Origin of the sequence: [Pantoea] beijingensis (genome assembly GCF_022647505.1) — a bacterium.
Classification (GTDB): domain Bacteria; phylum Pseudomonadota; class Gammaproteobacteria; order Enterobacterales; family Enterobacteriaceae; genus Erwinia; species Erwinia beijingensis.
This window is the reverse complement of sequence record NZ_CP071409.1, coordinates 1-17371: the sequence shown is the minus strand read 5'-3', so window position 1 is coordinate 17371 and position 17371 is coordinate 1. Positions and strand designations below refer to the sequence as shown.

Annotated in this window: 14 protein-coding genes and 1 pseudogene; 5 read left to right on the top strand and 10 right to left on the bottom strand. The window is 48.2% G+C overall.

Annotated features, from left to right (window positions below):
- Positions 1 to 147: 147 nt before the first annotated feature.
- From J1C60_RS00070 to hdcC, 5 genes are all read right to left on the bottom strand, one after another.
- On the bottom strand, positions 148 to 1986 hold the full coding sequence (locus tag J1C60_RS00070; RefSeq protein ID WP_128175218.1) for an ATP phosphoribosyltransferase regulatory subunit: 1839 nt from the start codon (positions 1984 to 1986) through the stop codon (positions 148 to 150).
- Positions 1987 to 2252: 266 nt separating this feature from the next.
- On the bottom strand, positions 2253 to 3512 hold the full coding sequence (hisS, locus tag J1C60_RS00065; RefSeq protein ID WP_128175220.1) for a histidine--tRNA ligase: 1260 nt from the start codon (positions 3510 to 3512) through the stop codon (positions 2253 to 2255).
- A complete protein-coding gene (locus tag J1C60_RS00060; RefSeq protein WP_128175222.1) occupies positions 3509 to 4849 on the bottom strand; it encodes an amino acid permease in 1341 nt (446 codons plus the stop codon). The genes hisS and J1C60_RS00060 overlap by 4 nt, the downstream gene beginning before the upstream one ends.
- Before the next feature lie 247 nt (positions 4850 to 5096).
- A complete protein-coding gene (locus tag J1C60_RS00055; protein ID WP_128175223.1) occupies positions 5097 to 6233 on the bottom strand; it encodes a histidine decarboxylase in 1137 nt (378 codons plus the stop codon).
- Between the two features lie 33 nt (positions 6234 to 6266).
- Positions 6267 to 7613: a histidine-histamine antiporter gene (gene hdcC / locus J1C60_RS00050; protein ID WP_128175225.1), complete on the bottom strand. Its 1347-nt coding sequence runs from the start codon at positions 7611 to 7613 to the stop codon at positions 6267 to 6269.
- A gap of 424 nt (positions 7614 to 8037) precedes the next feature.
- On the opposite strand from hdcC, the gene J1C60_RS00045 reads away from it, so the two are divergent.
- The 5 genes and pseudogenes from J1C60_RS00045 to J1C60_RS00030 all read left to right on the top strand — a co-directional run bounded on the left by J1C60_RS00045 (position 8038) and on the right by J1C60_RS00030 (position 10130).
- Positions 8038 to 9285 (top strand): PAAR domain-containing protein, encoded by a 1248-nt coding sequence (locus tag J1C60_RS00045; RefSeq protein ID WP_128175227.1) that lies wholly within the window; start codon positions 8038 to 8040, stop codon positions 9283 to 9285.
- Positions 9278 to 9667 (top strand): DUF943 family protein, encoded by a 390-nt coding sequence (locus J1C60_RS00040; protein ID WP_128175228.1) that lies wholly within the window; start codon positions 9278 to 9280, stop codon positions 9665 to 9667. Before J1C60_RS00045 ends, J1C60_RS00040 begins: the two co-directional genes overlap by 8 nt.
- An 18-nt stretch (positions 9668 to 9685) precedes the next feature.
- A pseudogene (locus J1C60_RS18600) lies at positions 9686 to 9799 on the top strand (DUF3289 family protein); the annotation flags it as partial.
- Positions 9792 to 9923 (top strand): DUF943 family protein, encoded by a 132-nt coding sequence (locus J1C60_RS00035; protein ID WP_235859146.1) that lies wholly within the window; start codon positions 9792 to 9794, stop codon positions 9921 to 9923. The pseudogene J1C60_RS18600 and the gene J1C60_RS00035, both read left to right, overlap by 8 nt.
- A 27-nt stretch (positions 9924 to 9950) precedes the next feature.
- Positions 9951 to 10130, top strand: coding sequence for a DUF943 family protein (locus J1C60_RS00030; RefSeq protein ID WP_235859147.1), 180 nt, complete (start codon positions 9951 to 9953; stop codon positions 10128 to 10130).
- A 172-nt stretch (positions 10131 to 10302) separates the two neighbouring features.
- Here the strand turns inward: J1C60_RS00030 and yidA are convergent, their stop codons facing one another.
- The 5 genes from yidA to dnaA form a co-directional block, all read right to left on the bottom strand.
- On the bottom strand, positions 10303 to 11112 hold the full coding sequence (gene yidA, locus J1C60_RS00025; protein WP_128175230.1) for a sugar-phosphatase: 810 nt from the start codon (positions 11110 to 11112) through the stop codon (positions 10303 to 10305).
- 78 nt (positions 11113 to 11190) lie between these two features.
- Positions 11191 to 13599 carry a DNA topoisomerase (ATP-hydrolyzing) subunit B gene (gene gyrB, locus J1C60_RS00020; protein WP_128175232.1) on the bottom strand — a complete coding sequence of 803 codons (2409 nt, stop codon included), beginning with the start codon at positions 13597 to 13599 and terminating at the stop codon, positions 11191 to 11193.
- A gap of 17 nt (positions 13600 to 13616) precedes the next feature.
- Entirely contained in the window at positions 13617 to 14702 is a 1086-nt protein-coding gene (gene recF / locus J1C60_RS00015; protein ID WP_128175234.1) for a DNA replication/repair protein RecF, read from the bottom strand.
- A 157-nt stretch (positions 14703 to 14859) separates the two neighbouring features.
- Entirely contained in the window at positions 14860 to 15960 is a 1101-nt protein-coding gene (gene dnaN / locus J1C60_RS00010) for a DNA polymerase III subunit beta (RefSeq protein WP_128175235.1), read from the bottom strand.
- Between the two features lie 4 nt (positions 15961 to 15964).
- On the bottom strand, positions 15965 to 17371 hold the full coding sequence (gene dnaA / locus J1C60_RS00005; RefSeq protein WP_128175237.1) for a chromosomal replication initiator protein DnaA: 1407 nt from the start codon (positions 17369 to 17371) through the stop codon (positions 15965 to 15967).

Here is a 17371-nt window from a genome sequence, read left to right as displayed (position 1 = left end):
ACTGCTCAACACATTACCGCTTTGAGAGACAAAATCACGCAATCTGAATAGGCCGTTGGCAAAATTGTAGTACTAAATAATAACATTGTACTACAATGCAGATCACAAAACGGACAATTCAAGCGTAACAACATCAGCACGATTTTTTTACATCATTAGCGCGTGACTAAGGTGGGCGACAACATCACTAAGGGGAATCTGCTGCCAGAAATGGTTGGTTTCATCACAGAATGTGGCTTCATTCTCGCAGCCATCAATCAGAATGATGAATCTGGCCCCCTGGCGTTGCGCGTTTTTCTGTCTGGTGGACAAACGTAGCGTAGAACAATCGTTCAGAATACTCAGGTGAGGAAAATTGCGCCGCAACTTGCGTCCCAGCAATAGCGCAATATCCCGAGATCTCTCCTGCTCAGGAATGAGCACTATATCAACCTGCTTTCCGCAACCCTTGCTTCTTTGAGTACTGTTTAATAGCTGCATGATAGGTTCCAGCATAAAAGCAAAGCCGCAAGCAGATACCGGGTGACCAATGAGACTACTGGCGCTGTTATCATAACGCCCTCCCCGACACAGCACGCCGTGGTTATGTGGCGAATCGGTATTCCATTCAAAAAGAAAATCGTTGTAGTCATTAATCGGAAAGAGGTTTTTATCGTGGATAAAGGGGATATTTAATGCGGTCAGGGAAGTGCAAAGTTTTGTGAATCGCTCGTGTGAGTGCGCAGAGAGTACGTCATCCAGTTTTGGCGCTTTCTCTGCCAGCCTTTGCATCAATATGTCGTTATCGGTTAACAAACGTTCAGGAGACGAGGCAAACCAGCGATGCTGCTGCGGATTAAACAGAGAAGCGTAAGGAAGAAAATATTGCCGCAACTCGCTACGAAAACGCGTGAAATCATCAGTGCTTCCTATTGTATTCATTTTTAATTCAATAAATGGCAGTATTTGCAGTGATTTAAAAAAATCAAACTGTAGAGAAATAAGTTCAATTTCAATACCAATGCCGGAATAGCCAAATGCTTCCACACCTAACTGGTGAAATTGATTTATATTTTGCTGATGTTGGCGCCGGAACATTGCGCCCTGATACCAGACACGGGTTTCCGTTTGTAAACTCTGATGTTGCGATAACAACCGTAAACATCCCATCGTACCATCACCGCGCAATAGTGCCTGATGACTGAAACATAACGCGTCAGACTCGCCGGAAAAGGAGTGGCCTGTATTTTCATTTTGCTGTTCCAGCAGTGGGATTCTTATTTCACGGTAACAGTACTGATGCAGCAGATAACCGGCCTTCTTCCCCAGCCATTCCCAGCTTTCCAGTGGATTATGTTCGTACTTTTTTGGCCGACCAATTTTCCGTGGGCGTAGATTTCGCTGGTATTTCTGCTCAAGCGTTTGAGTATAGGTCGCCGTCGCAAGTAAGCAGTTTTGCGTTAAAGCGGATTCAATACGGGTAATTAACGCCGGTCCTATCCTGCCCAGACAAAAACGTTGATAAACAGTTAGCCGTTGGGATGCGCTATCACCCAAGCGTAAATACTCGTCATGAGGAGTAACCCGTGAAGCTGGCTCGCCGGCGAAACTATGATGGCCCAAATCATCAACACAATGGCATTCGACATATTTTTTCGTTAATAAAAAATAGGCATTAGGTTCGACGGGGCAACAGCTGTAACGGCCATCCCAAAGCGTACCATGCCGCTGATGGCGTTGATTAAAAACCTGAGAGTACCCCTTACTCAGGTACTGCATAAAACGTCCCAGTCGTTCCTTATCTGGTGCGGAGAGCAGTAATAAAATTTTCCGGGCGGACAAATTATAGGCATGTAATTTTATCGCATAGATAGTTAATGCATTTTCAATGCAATCAAAGAAACTCCGGAAATCATTCTCATCCTTAAAAATAACGCCATTATTATGACCGGACAGTTTCACAAGATGAGGAATGCCATCAACAAATAATCTACTTTTTCTCGTCATAACGACAACACAATTCTTATAATAAAGAATAAATTTAATTATTGCTTATCAGAAAATTAAAAATCACAGAAACCATAAAAGAAAAAATAAGAAATTTACTCCCCACTTCTTACTCTGCAACCCATGATTTTAATAGCCGTATTAAAAATTTATCCGGAAGCACCATTCACCGCCCGGCAATCTACCTGAACAAATTACCGGGCCCTTCAGACTTGCCATTTTACTGCTGCTAAACGCCCAGATATAATGGATCGTTTTTATCTATATCATGAAGATAACAGTTGTTTCTTTATCTCTTCGATTATTAATGTTTCCTGTCTATTATCCTGCAAATTCCAAAAGCGAATTTGTTTGTCCGCATTAACGGTAATAATATAGCGGCAACCACTTTTAAGCGCATTTTGGTGCTGACGTTTTAATTTCGCATCGCTACAGTCGGTTAATATATTCAAGCTCGGCAAGTCACGTCGTAGCGTGCAGGCCAGCAGTTGCGCGCAGACACCGTCGTCATCCATCTCACTGGTGATGACCACATCAGGATGAGTTTGCCACTGTGGATTCTGGTCGCCATAAACCACTTGCAGCAACAATATTAAGCGCTCGATACCAATAGCAAAACCACAGGCAGGCAGCTTCTTGCCATTAAAAAGCTCAGCAAGGCCATCGTAACGGCCACCACCGCATACGGTTCCCTGCGACCCCAAATCATCGGTGATCCACTCAAAGACAGTACGAGAATAATAATCTAATCCCCTGACCAGACGCGGGTTAATGCGATAAGCGATGCCCGCTTCATCGAGTAACTTCCGCAATGTCGCAAAATGCTGTCGTGACTCTTCTTCAAGGAAATCGAGTAAACGCGGAGCCTGCTCAATTATCGCCTGCATTTCCGGATTTTTACTGTCCAGGATACGTAATGGATTAACGGCCAGACGTTTCAGACTGTCGTCGTCTAATTGTGATTTATGGTCAGTGAACCACTGCACGAGCTGCTGACGATGTGCCAGTCGTTCTGCAGGCGTCCCAAGCGAGTTAATTTCGAGACGAACGTTTTGCGTAATACCTAAGTCCTCAAACAGATCACGAACCATAAAAATCAGCTCGGCATCAACATCGGCACCGGACATGCCGAAGGCCTCGACACCAAATTGTGTAAACTGGCGTAGCCGACCTTTTTGCGGTCGTTCATAGCGAAACATGGGCCCCTGATACCACAAACGCTGAGATTTGTTGTAACACATATTATTTTCCAGCACGGCACGCATACATCCGCTGGTTCCCTCAGGACGGAGCGTTATGTGTTCACCACTTTTATCAGTAAAATCATACATTTCTTTGGATACAATATCGGTTGCTTCCCCAACGGCACGTTCGAATAAAGCAACAGGTTCAAGTAAGGGCAAACGCATTTCCTGATATCCGTAGTGGAAAGCCATGTGGTGAAACTTCCGCTCCAGCCACTGCCAGATGGGGGTTTCGTCCGGAAGAACGTCACGCATACCGCGTATGGCCTGAATCTTGTTCATAACAGCTCCTTGTTTAATTGCCCGATGAGAGATTGCTGCGAGACACGACTTTCCCGTCGGTGGCGCCGCGCAATGTATAAGAGATAAAGAGGGAGCGTGGCTATTTGTAAAACGATCCCCCATACCACGGTTGACGAACTCTCGGTAATGAACGCGAGGGAAATAAAACACAACGCCACCAGGCTTAAGCAGCAATAGTAATAAAAGGTGGTATTTTTTTTCTGGTGATTTAGAGCGATCATCACCGGCAGCGATACCGCGGCAAAAGCGTAGGGAAACAAACTTGCCGAGACAGCCAGGGTGATAATCGTTGTGAACTGGTTTTGCAGATTAGGGGAGAGCGTGAGTAGCAACAACAAGGTCATCAGTGAAGCCGTAAATACCAGCCCGCCAGCAGGAACGCCATGGCGATTGGTGCGGGCGAAAAATGCGGGTAATAACCCCTCTTCCGCCGCAGCCTTGGGGACTTCCGTTTGCAGGATTTGCCAGCCGGGTATTGCACCAAAACAAGCGATAACCACCATAACAGAAATAGCTAATCCGGCGTTCGTTCCCCACATGGCGCAGGCGCTGTCGGCAAATGGCGAAGAGGAGTTGATCAGTGCATGATGAGGAAGTATGCCGATCATAACGTTGGTTGAACTGGCGTAGCACAGCCCGGCAATGCCTAATCCTAATAGCGTTGCCAGGGGAACAGTACGGCGAGGATTTTTAACCTGACTAAAAGAGACCGACGCAGATTCAATACCTAAAAACCCCCATAGCGATATCATTGCGGCATTGATGATAGCCTGATAATTACTGACACCACTGAGATTCCAGGCCGCATGATAACGCTCAGCGTCAAAGTGCCCCCAGCCCAAAACACCGATGCTAAGGATAGCGAGCACCATACATCCGCCGGTAAATAGCTGCGTATAGCCCACCAGTTTTGCCCCCCTTAATCCCCAAATAACGGAAAGCCAGAGAATAAGGATACAGGCACCGGTTCCGTAAAGCGGGTTATGCAAAGAGGGAAAGAAATAAGAGAGATAACCGACTCCCGCGAGCAGGAGCGCGCAGTTACCGATCCAGGTCGATAACCAGTAAAAAAGGGTCATTTGCAGGCCAACGAAAGGACCAAAACTGGCAGTAATATTGGCAATGATGCCCCCGTTACACGGAAATAATTCGCTTGTTTTGCAAAAAATGAGCGCCAGTGCGGCAATCGCTAAAAATGCCAGTGCCCACCCCCAAATGGAAATAGCACCTATCCGCGCCAGCGTAGCGGGCAACATAAACACGCCGCTGCCCATCATGTTTGATGCTGTCATCATGGTCAGGGCAAATAAGCCCATTTGATTCTTCTTTATGCGGAATTTATCCATGCCGGTCCTCGTAAGATGGGGAATAAACGCTATCGCATATGCACCTGAGTCCATTGACGTACATCCCGGACGTAATTTGTCGTTACAACCTGTCGGCAAAGCGTTAATCTGAGCGCGTCCCCGCGAAAACAGGGACTGAGAAACGCAACCGCTAATGATTGGTCTCGGCAACGGTTGCGCCCGTGCTGGAGGGCAGTGTTTTATCACTGCCCTTTTATCAGGCAGCCTGTTTGTTCAGGTCGGCAATGACATCGTCAATCAGCTCATCAATTTTGCTGGAATCCAGGTGATGTGCCGTCGCGATCAGGTGCGCAACGTCACCGGACGTCGCCAGGCAGTGTTTCTTCCAGACCTCCTCAGAGGGACAAGGGAATACGACGGTAATGGAGTTTTTGTTACACCAGGCTTTTACGCCAGCGTCCTGGAATCGTTTAACCGCATATTTCGCCATATTCAGGCTCCGCTCAATGCGGCGCTGCCAGTCGCTCCATGAATGGCTGCGAATGGCCTCCCACATCATTAATGGCGTATGACCGTTACGAGAACCTGTAATGGTTTTATCGTGAGCGGAAATATAATCAATCTCGACTGAAATACGATCGACGTTTTTCTTTTTGGCGACAACGATGCCACAGGGAATCGGAGAACCGATCATTTTATGGCCAGACACACCAATCGAATCAATCCCATCTGCAAAGTTAAACGGTTGAGGATCGTTAACAAAGGGCAAAATCATCCCGCTAAGTGCGGCATCAGCGTGGAGATAGTAATCCTCACGTTTAATGCCCAAATCTTTAATTAACGCCTGAATAGTCGTGATGTTATCAATAGCACCACGCACGGTAGTCCCGATATTAGCGAAAATAATAGGATGCTTTTCGCCATCGCGTTTAATTTTTTGCTGTAAATCACCGTAGTCCATTTCACCGTTTGGCTGTGATTCAACAACAGAGGATTTAATACGCAATAGTTTGACAATTTTGGCTACTGAATAGTGTGTATCTTTAGAGTAGTAAAGAGTGCCATCAGGAAAAAGCTCACGCCCCAGATAACAGCCAAACATATTTCCTTCAGTACCACCATTGGTAACATATCCCCAGCTCTCTTCAAACGGAATTTTAAAGAGATTAGCAAAATACTCCATCACTTCTTTTTCAAACTCGAATGAGTTTAATAAATAGTTGCAGTATTCTCCCCAGTCACCACAGTTATTGATTGAGAAACGCATAAAACGTTCAAGAATCGTATAATCAAAATCAGCAGATTCAGGATAACCAATATTGAAATATTGATTTTTCACACAATATGACCAGAATTCATCAAGTTTGTTTTGATCGGCTATAGATAATGTCATTTTTTAACTCCTTGTATTCATTTTTTTACGATTTCATTTATCTAAATAAAGCGTGGTCTTCCCTTTTTTACTTCGACCAACAGCAACGAAAGAGAATAACGGAATAGTAATCATCATCATCAGTATGCCCCAGAACATGGAGTCACCGCCCGAACCAAGTAAGGCAAAAATACAGTAGATCATGCCGATAACAACCAATGTGCAATAAAACATGAAAGAGCTACCGCGGTTCATTTTCTTCGATACCAGGATAATAGGCAGTGAAATTAAGGCATACATATAAGGCAGTAATGAAGCGAAAACTGACATTAAAATAACAACCTCAAACTGTTTAGCCAGGTTTGGCGAGGCCGTTAATAACAGGACAATGCTCATTAGGACGCCGGTAAAAATAAGGCTCTTCATTGGAACATCTTGCTTATTGGTATCCGCAAAAAACTGAGGAAAAAGACCTTGCTGAGCACCCGCGCGTGGGCCTTCAGATTGCAGGATCAGCCAACCTGAAATGGAACCAAAACAAGCAATAATACTGAGTGCAGAGGCAATATTACCGGCAAGATTACCGAACATATAACGAGCAGCATCAGCGAAAGGTGCTGCTGAGTTGATCAGCACGTTATGTGGGACCAGTCCCATGATGACGGTACAGCTACCCACGTAACAGATGGCGGCAATCAGTAACCCCATCACCGTTGCCCGTGGTACGGTACGTTCCGGATCCTGAACCTGCCCCGTCGAAACAACGGCGGATTCGATCCCCAGGAATCCCCATAACGCCATTGATGCTGCAGAAACAATAGCAGAGGAGTTACTCCGTCCTGTCGCATTATAAACTTCGGAATACATCTCTGGATTAAACCAGAACCAGCCAATCAGGCCGACGCCTAAAATAACGATCAGGCCACATACTGCAGTAAAAGATTGTGCACGGCCAGCTATCCTTGCGCCGAAGCTCGCAAGAAATACAAAAGCCCATAAAATAAAGATGGCAGCGATACAACCATAGGTTGGATTTTTAAGCTCCGGAAAAAAGAAACTCAAATAACCCACACCAGCAACTAATAAAGCAACGTTACCAACCCATGCACTTATCCAGTAACAAACGGTCGTCTGAAATCCAATAAAGGGGCCAAATGCATCACTGGCATAAGCAACAATACCGCCCGCACGAGGCGTCACTAAACTGGTTTTAGCAAAAACTAAAGCCAGTGCAATTACACCAATAATGGTAAATACCCAACCCCATATCGATATAGAGCCAATTCCTGCCAGGTTAGTGGGCAACATAAAAACCCCCGACCCCATCATATTGGAGGCGGTTACTAACGTAAGAGCAATGACTCCCATTTTATGAGCAGAGCCTGAGCTTACTGTTCCCATAATGGTTTCCTATTATTTAAAATTAATGAAGGTTTGAACTTAATTCATATTTATTTTTATCACCGAAAATGGTTATTTTTATGACTCAGATCAATTCTGATAGTTAAGTAAACTATTAGAGAAGGGATGGTTGATTGTTTTTTGTCCATAAGTCCTGTATTTGACTCTGTCCCATTTTATTTGAACGATAAAAGTGAAACGTGGAAAGAGGCTGTGAGTTACCTCGCCGCCTGAAATATCGTATTCAGATATTGAACCTGTAGAATGCAAGACGGAGTGCACTATGAAGTTGCCAACTACAGTCGGTTTCAAGCGGTTCATAATATGGATGTTATGGTAAATCATTCCCTCCGATGTGGCTCGACTAGTGATGTCCCGCTATGATGCGCTGACTTTATAACCATGTAAAACAGAAGGATTTGGTATGGCTAACGAAGGTTATTTTCTCTACCATCTGGATAAAACTACCTGTGGCGGGCGAATTCTTGCCGGCGCACTAGATGAAACCTACGAAATCGGCGGTATCGAGCGGCAGCGGGTCAGAGTGGGCGATCCGGTGACCTGCGGTAAGCATGAGGGACGGTTTCGTGTCTGCGGTGGTATGGGGGATACTTACGAGGTGGGTGGAGAGCTGAAAGAGTGGGCGGGTTCGTTGGACAGCTACAATTCCTGCCCGTGTCGTGCCCGGTTCATCCCGTCAGTCAAGACGCACACCTACGACAGCAACTGTAATGCCGGTAGGGTGGCAGAGCGGGAGGAGGCTGACCGGAAGAAAAAACTGAGTGAGGCGAAGTCAAAGGGACTTGAGCCAATGCCTTTGCCGGCGCGGATCTATGCCACGCAGCGCATGATGGATGACTATGACGCGAAGGACATGCATTACGGCGATTTGAGCGCGGAGGTGCTGAAAGGGCGTTTTGGTCTGACAGATATCTCGGCGAAAGTCGACCCGAATACGCTGACCCTTGTCCCATCAGCTCCCACCAGCCCGTTTGGCGGATTTTATCCGGGCAGTCTGGCGAAAAGTGCACCGGTCGTGGTCAGCCGGGAGGAAAGCGCGCGCATTATGTTTGATGAGTTCCGTGAGCTGGCGAAGCTGTTCTCCTTCCAGGGTCTGTACAAAAATATCATTACCGAAATGATTGACCACATGCAGGAGAAAAGCGGCACACCATACAGCAGCTCGTTGCTGGACAGGGCGCTGAAAGAGCAGATTCTGAATGATCATTCAGAGCAGAGTTCTTTGCTGAAAATTAAAAAAGCTTTAAAGACGGCTGTTAACTATGAATATGGGTTTATTCCGCTGGATAAAAAAGCCAGTTTATTTGATGAAAAAGGGAATCTCGATGCAGTTAATTCAGCGGTGTTGCCTAAATTTGACCGTCTGATCGACCGGACTAACGGGTTGGTGATTACCGTCCATGATACCTGGTCGACGCATATCACGCTGGAGTCGCTGGAATTTGAGGGGGAGAGTTTCAGGGCAAAGGTGCATTACCGTATTCAGGATCACTTCGGACTTGATGATGCCGATGTACAGAACCCACTATACAGGGAGTTTCGTATCTTCCGGCTGTGGTTTACTCTCCAGCACTGGGATCTGTACGGGTATAAGCCGTTTATCACTGAAATGAATGCTACCTTAGAAATCAGCGGGAGGCGGGGTGAATAAGCGACTGATAGCAGGAATTGTAGCCGCTGCGGCCTGTGGCTATATGCTGTGGCAGTACCTGACGCCGGTTGAGATTGTGGCTGTGCATAGAAACTTTATGCTTGTCAGGCATTTTCCGTACATGAAAAACCGTCAGATAGCCTGGTGGGAAGCCAATAAGGACATGATCAAAGCTAAATATGGGATTCCACACAAGTCTAAAGATGGCTTCTACCAAGTATTTATTATGGATTTTGGTGATGGCTATCGCATCGATCACGGAACGGACGAAGATTCTGATTTGTTATGCTTTGATGATATACCCGTTGCTGCCCGATGCATTGAAAAAAAACCACTTAGCTGGATTGGATGGAGTCAAAATACAGGTCAGTTCTACTGGTGAGACTGTAAATGGAAAAGGTTTTGTATCTTCCGGCTGTGGTTTACTCTCCAGCGCTGGGATCTGTACAGGTATAAGCCGTTTATCACTGAAATGAATGCTACCTTAGAAATCAGCGGGAGACGGGGTGAATAAGCAACTGACAGGAATTGTAGCCGCTGCGGCCTGTGGCTATATGCTGTGGCAGTACCTGACGCCAGTTGAGATTGTTGCCGTTCATGATGGTATACAATACTGGCCAGGTATCTTCCATACCTGAAAAGCCTGGTGGAAAGCTAATAAGGACATGATCAACGCTAAATACGGTATACCGGAAGATGATGATTACAGCGTGGCCATTAGGGACTTTGGTGAGGGATATCGTATCGACGGGGGAACAGACCAGGATTCAAATCTGCTTTGCTTTGACGAAATGGCCGTAGATGCCCGATGCATAGAAAAAAACTCGCCTGTAGATTCGGTTTAGTCAAAATACAGGTCTGTTTTATCGATAACCATACGCGTTTCAAGAAGAAGTTCCCAACGGACGGCGCCGTTGAGGAACTGGCGTATGGCAATAAGCGACTTTATTATTGAGTTCGGTGACCGCCTGGGCGGCCACTTCGAAAAGGCAGTTATACAGAATGGTGTACAGGCTCTTAAAGCACAAATGTCTCAATCGCGTACGCAACACCATCTTCCATATTCGTTTTAGTGACAAACTGGCTTACAGCCTTGACTGAATCGATCGCGTTCCCCATCGCTACGCCAGTGCCGGCAAATTCCAGCATCGCTATATCGTTTTCCTGATCGCCGATAGCCATGACTTCATCACGCGACAGCCCAAGCTGATCGGCCAGCGCTTTGACCCCCGCCCCTTTATTCACCTGCTTATTAAGTATTTCAAGATAGTAAGGCGAGCTTTTCATAATGGTATAGCGTTCGCGTGCTTCCTGCGGAATACGAGCAATGGCTTTATCAAGCCGCTCAGGCGGATCGATCATCATAACTTTCGGGAAAGTCAGCGTTCGGTCCATCTCAGCAACGCTGCGGTAACGAAGCGGCATGCCGGTGAGCCAGGCTTCATGAACGGTGTATTCACTGATGTCCTGGTTTGAGGTGTACAACAGCGATTTGGTCAATGCCTGGAAATGAACGCCTAGCTCACGCGCCAGTTGTTCAAAATAGAGGTAATCATCAAAAGTCAGGGCTACTTCGGCTACACAATCGCCATTAATTGCACGCTGAACTAATGCGCCATTATTGGTGATACAAAACTGGCCATCCTGTTGTAAATCCAGTTCCATCAGGTAGCGTTGTACGCCGATAAAAGGTCGCCCTGTCGCCAGCACAATTGCGGCCCCTCGCTCGCGTGCAAGACCAATCGCCTGTTTAACACGAGGCGTAATCTCATGTTTCGGGTTCAGCAACGTGCCATCCATATCAATTGCAATCAACTTTATCGCCATAATTTCCTCATCAGATTACGCATCTTGATCAAAAAAAAGCAGCCGGCTTAGGGCTGCTTCTTCGTATTGTGGCACAGTTTAAATATCGATGTTTGCCGCTTTCAGTGCGTTCTCTTCTATAAAGGCACGTCGAGGCTCAACCGCATCGCCCATCAGCGTAGTAAACAACTGATCGGCCGCGATGGCATCTTTCACCGTGACACGCAGCATACGGCGACTATCCGGATCCATAGTGGTTTCCCACAATTGTTCCGGGTTCATCTCACCCAGACCTTTATAACGCTGTACGGAAAGACCACGGCGCGACTCTTTCACCAACCACTCCAACGCCTGCTCAAAGCTGGCAATAGGCTGGCGACGCTCACCACGCTCGATAAAGGCATCCTGTTCAATAAGGCCACGCAGTTTTTCACCCAGTGCACAGATTTTACGGTACTCACCGCCCAGCATAAATTCGGTATCCAGTGGGTAATCGGTATCAACACCGTGCGTGCGTACGCGGAGAACAGGCTCAAAAATATGCTGCTCAAGATTTTCACGTACTAACCCGTTATAGGTACTGCCGTGTTGCTCTTTCTCATTCAGGTACACCACCAGACTATCCAGCCAGCTCTGAACGGAAGCCTGCTGGCTTAAGTCACTCAGCGTTGGGTGGTAGATCAGTGCATTCAACATCGCGACAGGGAAACGGCGTTCCATACGCTTAATCATTTTTTGTGCGCTGTTGAATTCAGCCACGAGATTTTCCAGCGGCTCGCCAGCCAGCGCAGGTGCATCGGCGTTGGTATGCAGCGTGGCGCCATCCAGTGCGATGGCGATTTGGTACTGATCCATCGCCTCATCGTCTTTAATATACTGTTCCTGCTTGCCTTTTTTCACTTTGTACAGCGGTGGCTGTGCAATGTAAACGTGGCCACGCTCGACGATTTCCGGCATCTGCCGGTAGAAGAAGGTCAGCAGCAGCGTACGAATATGCGAACCATCAACGTCAGCATCGGTCATGATGATAATGCTGTGGTAGCGCAATTTGTCCGGGTTATATTCGTCGCGACCAATACCACAACCCAGCGCGGTGATCAGCGTGGCAACCTCTTGTGAAGAAAGCATTTTATCGAAACGCGCTTTTTCAACGTTGAGGATTTTACCTTTGAGCGGCAGAATCGCCTGGTTTTTACGGTTACGGCCCTGCTTGGCGGAACCGCCTGCAGAATCACCCTCCACCAGGTAGATTTCAGACAACGCCGGATCGCGCTCCTGACAGTCTGCCAGTTTGCCAGGCAAACCCGCCAGATCCAGCGCGCCTTTACGACGAGTCATTTCACGAGCACGACGTGCGGCTTCACGCGCACGCGCAGCATCAATAATTTTACCCACGACGATTTTCGCGTCACTTGGGTGTTCCAGTAAGTATTCGGCCAGCAGTTCGTTCATCTGCTGCTCAACGGCCGATTTCACTTCAGAGGAAACCAGTTTGTCTTTGGTCTGAGAAGAGAATTTCGGATCCGGTACTTTAACCGACACCACAGCAATCAGCCCTTCACGCGCATCATCACCGGTGGCGCTCACTTTGGCTTTTTTGCTATAGCCTTCTTTGTCCATATAGGCATTCAGCGTACGCGTCATCGCCGCACGGAAACCCGCGAGATGCGTACCACCATCGCGCTGTGGAATGTTGTTGGTAAAGCAGTAGATGTTTTCCTGGAAGCCATCATTCCACTGCAATGCGACTTCCACACCGATATCATCTTTAACCGTGCTGAAATAGAACACGTTAGGGTGAATCGGGGTTTTATTTTTATTGAGATACTCAACAAAGGCTTTGATGCCGCCTTCATAGTGATAATGGTCGTTTTTATCGTCGCGTTTATCTTCCAGGCGAATCGAAACGCCAGAGTTCAGGAAGGAGAGTTCACGCAGGCGCTTCGCCAGAATTTCGTATTCGAACTCAACAACGTTGGTAAAGGTGTCATGGCTTGGCCAGAAGCGCACGCGCGTACCGGTCGCTTCGGTTTCACCAGTGACAGCAAGAGGTGACTGCGGCACACCATGGACATAAATCTGCTGATGCACTTTACCTTCGCGACGGATGGTTAACTCCAGCTTCTGGGAAAGGGCATTCACCACGGAAACACCCACACCGTGCAGGCCACCAGACACTTTATAGGAGTTATCATCAAACTTACCGCCGGCGTGCAGAACGGTCATGATCACTTCAGCCGCAGAAATCCCTTCCTCTTCGTGGATACCAGTAGGAATACCACGGCCATCATCCTGCACGGAAACAGAGTTATCGGCATGAATGATAACGGTAATTTCTTTACAATGGCCGGCGAGTGCCTCGTCGATTGCGTTATCCACGACCTCGAATACCATGTGATGCAGACCGGTGCCGTCATCCGTATCGCCGATATACATTCCCGGGCGCTTGCGTACCGCATCAAGACCTTTCAGGACTTTGATACTTGAGGAGTCATAAGAATTCGACATCAACGTTTCTCGCTCATTTAATCTTCAGGTTGAACCGCTATTTTACCCTGTTCCACGTGGAACATCTTGCCCTTTTCGTCAGTCATATCGGTGACGTGTTCTGTACCGATGGCACTCACGAAAACCTGGGCCTGAGTGGCTTTCAAACGCGCGGCCAACAGGCGGCGGCGACTTTCGTCCAGTTCAGAGGCAAAATCATCTATCAGATACAGGCAACGTCGCCCGTTCTGTTTGGTGAGAAACTCACCCTGCGCCAGGCGTAAGGCGCACATCAGCAGCTTTAACTGGCCACGTGATAATAAATCTTCCACCGGCGTTCCCTCAGCCCGAATACGAAAATCGGCTTTATGTGGGCCACTGGCGGTATAAGTTAACGCACGATCGCGCTCAAACTGGCGCTCCAGCAGCTCTGCATAGTCACTCTCTTTATCCCAACCTCGCTGGAATGAAAACGTCAGTTGGAACTCCGGGAGAAACTGGGCACAGGTTGCGGTGATATCCGCCGCAATCGCTTCACTGTATTGTGCGCGCCACTGGCTTATCTGTTCGGCCAATGGCACCAGTTCCAGGTCCCATGCGCGGATTTGCTGATAGCGAGAAACCTGACGCAATGCCGCATTACGCTGCTTCAGCAAGCGCCGCAGATTGCTCCAGGCATTAAAGAATCCCGGCGTATTATGAAAGCAGCCCCAGTCGATATACGCACGGCGATATTTCGGCCCGCCGTTTAGAAGCGTAAAACCTTCCGGAGTAATCAGTTGCATCGGCAGAAGCTGTGCCAGCTCAGCCACTTTATGTCCATCGCTGCCGTCAATGCGCACTTTACTATCACCGGCACGGTTTTTAGTTAAGCCTACGGTGGTTTCTCGCTCTACGCCGTCAATCCGACCATGCAGCACAAACGCATCCTGCTCATGGCGGATCACTCGCCCTGATTGCAAACTGCGAAACGCGCGGCCATGGCCCAGCGTATAGATCGCCTCCAGCACGCTGGTTTTCCCGCTGCCATTAGCGCCAACCAGAAAATTGAACCCCGGCGAAAGCGTCAGATCCGCATCGTCGATATTACGGAAATCTTTGATAAGAAGGCGGGTTAAAGCCATATTCTATTGAATCCCACGAGTAACATTACAATCCAGGGCGTTATCGTCGCAGCTAGTTTGGGTGCGGCAAGCGCGCAAAAACCGGAGCGTACACGCAGTACGTGAGGATTTTGAGCACTGCCCAATCCCAAAGTAGCCAGTAAGATAGCCCGGACAATTATAATCTCATGGGCATAACGACATAAGCGGCCGATTGACTGGCCGCATCTTCTATCTGCACACTGGACACAGAATCGGTCAACAGCAGCCGCACATTTTCACATTTCAGCGCGTTCAGCACGTCCAACACATAGCTTACGTTAAACCCGATCTCTAAATCTGTGCCGCCATAGGTCACGTCGAGGATCTCTTCCGCTTCTTCCTGCTCCGGGTTATTTGCGGTGATTTTCAGCTGATTTTCGCTGATATAGAGGCGAACGCCGCGAAATTTCTCATTTGAGAGAATAGCTGCGCGGGCAAACGCCTGCTTTAGTAAATCACAGCCGGCATCAAGGTTTTTATCAGGGTTTTTCGGCAACACGCGGCGATAATCCGGGAAACGACCGTCAACCAACTTTGAAGTAAAGATAAAATCACCGACGTGCGCACGGATATTGTTGCTGCCAATCTGAATCTGCAGCGGTGTATCACCGCCGTCCAGCAAGCGAACCAATTCAATCACGCCTTTACGCGGCACAATCACCGAATGATTTGGCAATGCCTGACCAACCGGCATAGAACAAACCGCCAGGCGGTGACCGTCGGTGGCCACGGTGCGCAGTTCTTCGCCTTCGGTTTCAAACAGCATGCCGTTCAGATAATAACGCACGTCCTGATGAGCCATGGAAAACTGCGTGGCTTCAATCAGGCGCTTCATCGTTGCCTGCGGCAAGGTGAATTCAACCTCACTTTGCCAGTCATCCAGATTAGGAAAATCGCTGGCGGGTAGCGTCGAAAGCGAGAAACGGCTGCGACCTGATCGCACCAACATTCTGTCACCCTCCAGCACGACGCTTATCTCTGCACCTTCCGGAAGACCACGGCAGATATCAAAGAACTTGCGCGCCGGCACCGTTGTGGCACCTGGCTCATGCGGTTGCGACAGCGCAACACGCGCCACCATTTCCATCTCTAAATCTGTACCAGTTAGCAGCAGAGTGCCCTCAGTCACCTGCAGCAACAGGTTTCCCAGAATTGGCAGAGTGGGACGGCCTCCCAACGGGCTGCTGACTTGCTGCAATGGCTTGAGTAAATGCTCACGTTCTACAATAAATTTCATAGCGTCAGGAAGATAATGTTCTGATTAAATTGGAAAAATCTTCTTTAATGTCGTGACTTTCTTCACGTAGCTGCTCGATCTTACGGCACGCATGCAGCACAGTCGTATGGTCCCGACCCCCGAAAGCATCACCGATCTCCGGCAAACTGTGGTTGGTCAACTCTTTTGCCATCGCCATCGCCATCTGGCGCGGACGCGCCACGGAACGAGAGCGGCGCTTGGAAAGCAGATCGGCTACCTTAATTTTATAGTACTCCGCCACCGTCTTTTGAATATTGTCGATGGTGACCAGCTTTTCCTGCAGCGCCAGCAGATCGCGCAGCGCCTCACGCACGAAATCAATAGTAATGGCCCGACCGGTAAAATTGGCGTTGGCGATCACCCGGTTCAACGCCCCTTCCAGCTCGCGCACATTAGACCGCAAACGCTTGGCGATAAAGAAAGCGACTTCACCCGGTAGGCGGATATCATTCTCATCCGCTTTTTTCATCAGGATCGCCACGCGTGTTTCCAGCTCCGGTGGCTCGATAGCCACCGTTAAGCCCCAGCCAAAGCGCGATTTAAGACGATCTTCTACCCCGTTGATCTCTTTGGGATAACGATCCGAGGTTAAGATGATCTGCTGATTACCTTCCAAAAGTGCGTTAAAGGTATGAAAAAACTCTTCCTGTGAACGCTCTTTATTAGCAAAAAACTGGATGTCATCAATCAGTAACGCGTCAACAGATCGATAGTAGCGCTTGAACTCCTCAATAGCATTATTCTGTAACGCTTTCACCATATCCTGTACAAAGCGCTCAGAATGCATGTAAACCACTTTCGCATTGGGTTTACGCGCCATAATACCGTTCCCCACCGCATGTAACAGGTGGGTTTTACCCAGACCAGTCCCACCATAAAGGAACAGTGGATTGTAGGCTCCACCAGGATTGTCGGCGACCTGTCGCGCTGCCGCGCGAGCCAGCTGGTTAGATTTACCCTCAACAAAATTATCAAAATTATGCTTGGTATTGACGTTCGAGCGATAAGAGAGTTCCGCCGGGGCGGGTACCGTATCCCAGCTTGGGCGTGAAGGTGCCGGACGGACGCCTGCAGCGGCTACGGGCGGCGCATTATAGTGAGCACTCGCGGTAATCGGCTGGCTAACAGGCTGTGCTGCTGGCTTCGGCTTAGTGCCGACTTCAAAATGCAGCGTCGGCGTATCCGTGCCACAAAACTCATTGAGTAGCCCATTAATATTATGCAGATATTTATCCCGAACCCAATCCAGTACAAACCGGTTAGGCGCATACAAAGCCAATGTGTTGTCGTTTAGTTCGGCCTGTAGCGGGCGTATCCACATGCTGAATTCTGTGGCAGGTAGCTCATCCTGCAAGCGGGCAAGACACTGTTGCCAAAGCGAAAGTGACAC

Coding starts and splice junctions, on each gene's coding strand:
- J1C60_RS00070 (WP_128175218.1), bottom strand. CDS start 1,986: ATGACGAGAAAAAGTAGATTATTTGTTGATGGCATTCCTCATCTTGTG.
- hisS (WP_128175220.1), bottom strand. CDS start 3,512: ATGAACAAGATTCAGGCCATACGCGGTATGCGTGACGTTCTTCCGGAC.
- J1C60_RS00060 (WP_128175222.1), bottom strand. CDS start 4,849: ATGGGCTTATTTGCCCTGACCATGATGACAGCATCAAACATGATGGGC.
- J1C60_RS00055 (WP_128175223.1), bottom strand. CDS start 6,233: ATGACATTATCTATAGCCGATCAAAACAAACTTGATGAATTCTGGTCA.
- hdcC (WP_128175225.1), bottom strand. CDS start 7,613: ATGGGAACAGTAAGCTCAGGCTCTGCTCATAAAATGGGAGTCATTGCT.
- J1C60_RS00045 (WP_128175227.1), top strand. CDS start 8,038: ATGGCTAACGAAGGTTATTTTCTCTACCATCTGGATAAAACTACCTGT.
- J1C60_RS00030 (WP_235859147.1), top strand. CDS start 9,951: ATGATCAACGCTAAATACGGTATACCGGAAGATGATGATTACAGCGTG.
- yidA (WP_128175230.1), bottom strand. CDS start 11,112: ATGGCGATAAAGTTGATTGCAATTGATATGGATGGCACGTTGCTGAAC.
- gyrB (WP_128175232.1), bottom strand. CDS start 13,599: ATGTCGAATTCTTATGACTCCTCAAGTATCAAAGTCCTGAAAGGTCTT.
- recF (WP_128175234.1), bottom strand. CDS start 14,702: ATGGCTTTAACCCGCCTTCTTATCAAAGATTTCCGTAATATCGACGAT.
- dnaN (WP_128175235.1), bottom strand. CDS start 15,960: ATGAAATTTATTGTAGAACGTGAGCATTTACTCAAGCCATTGCAGCAA.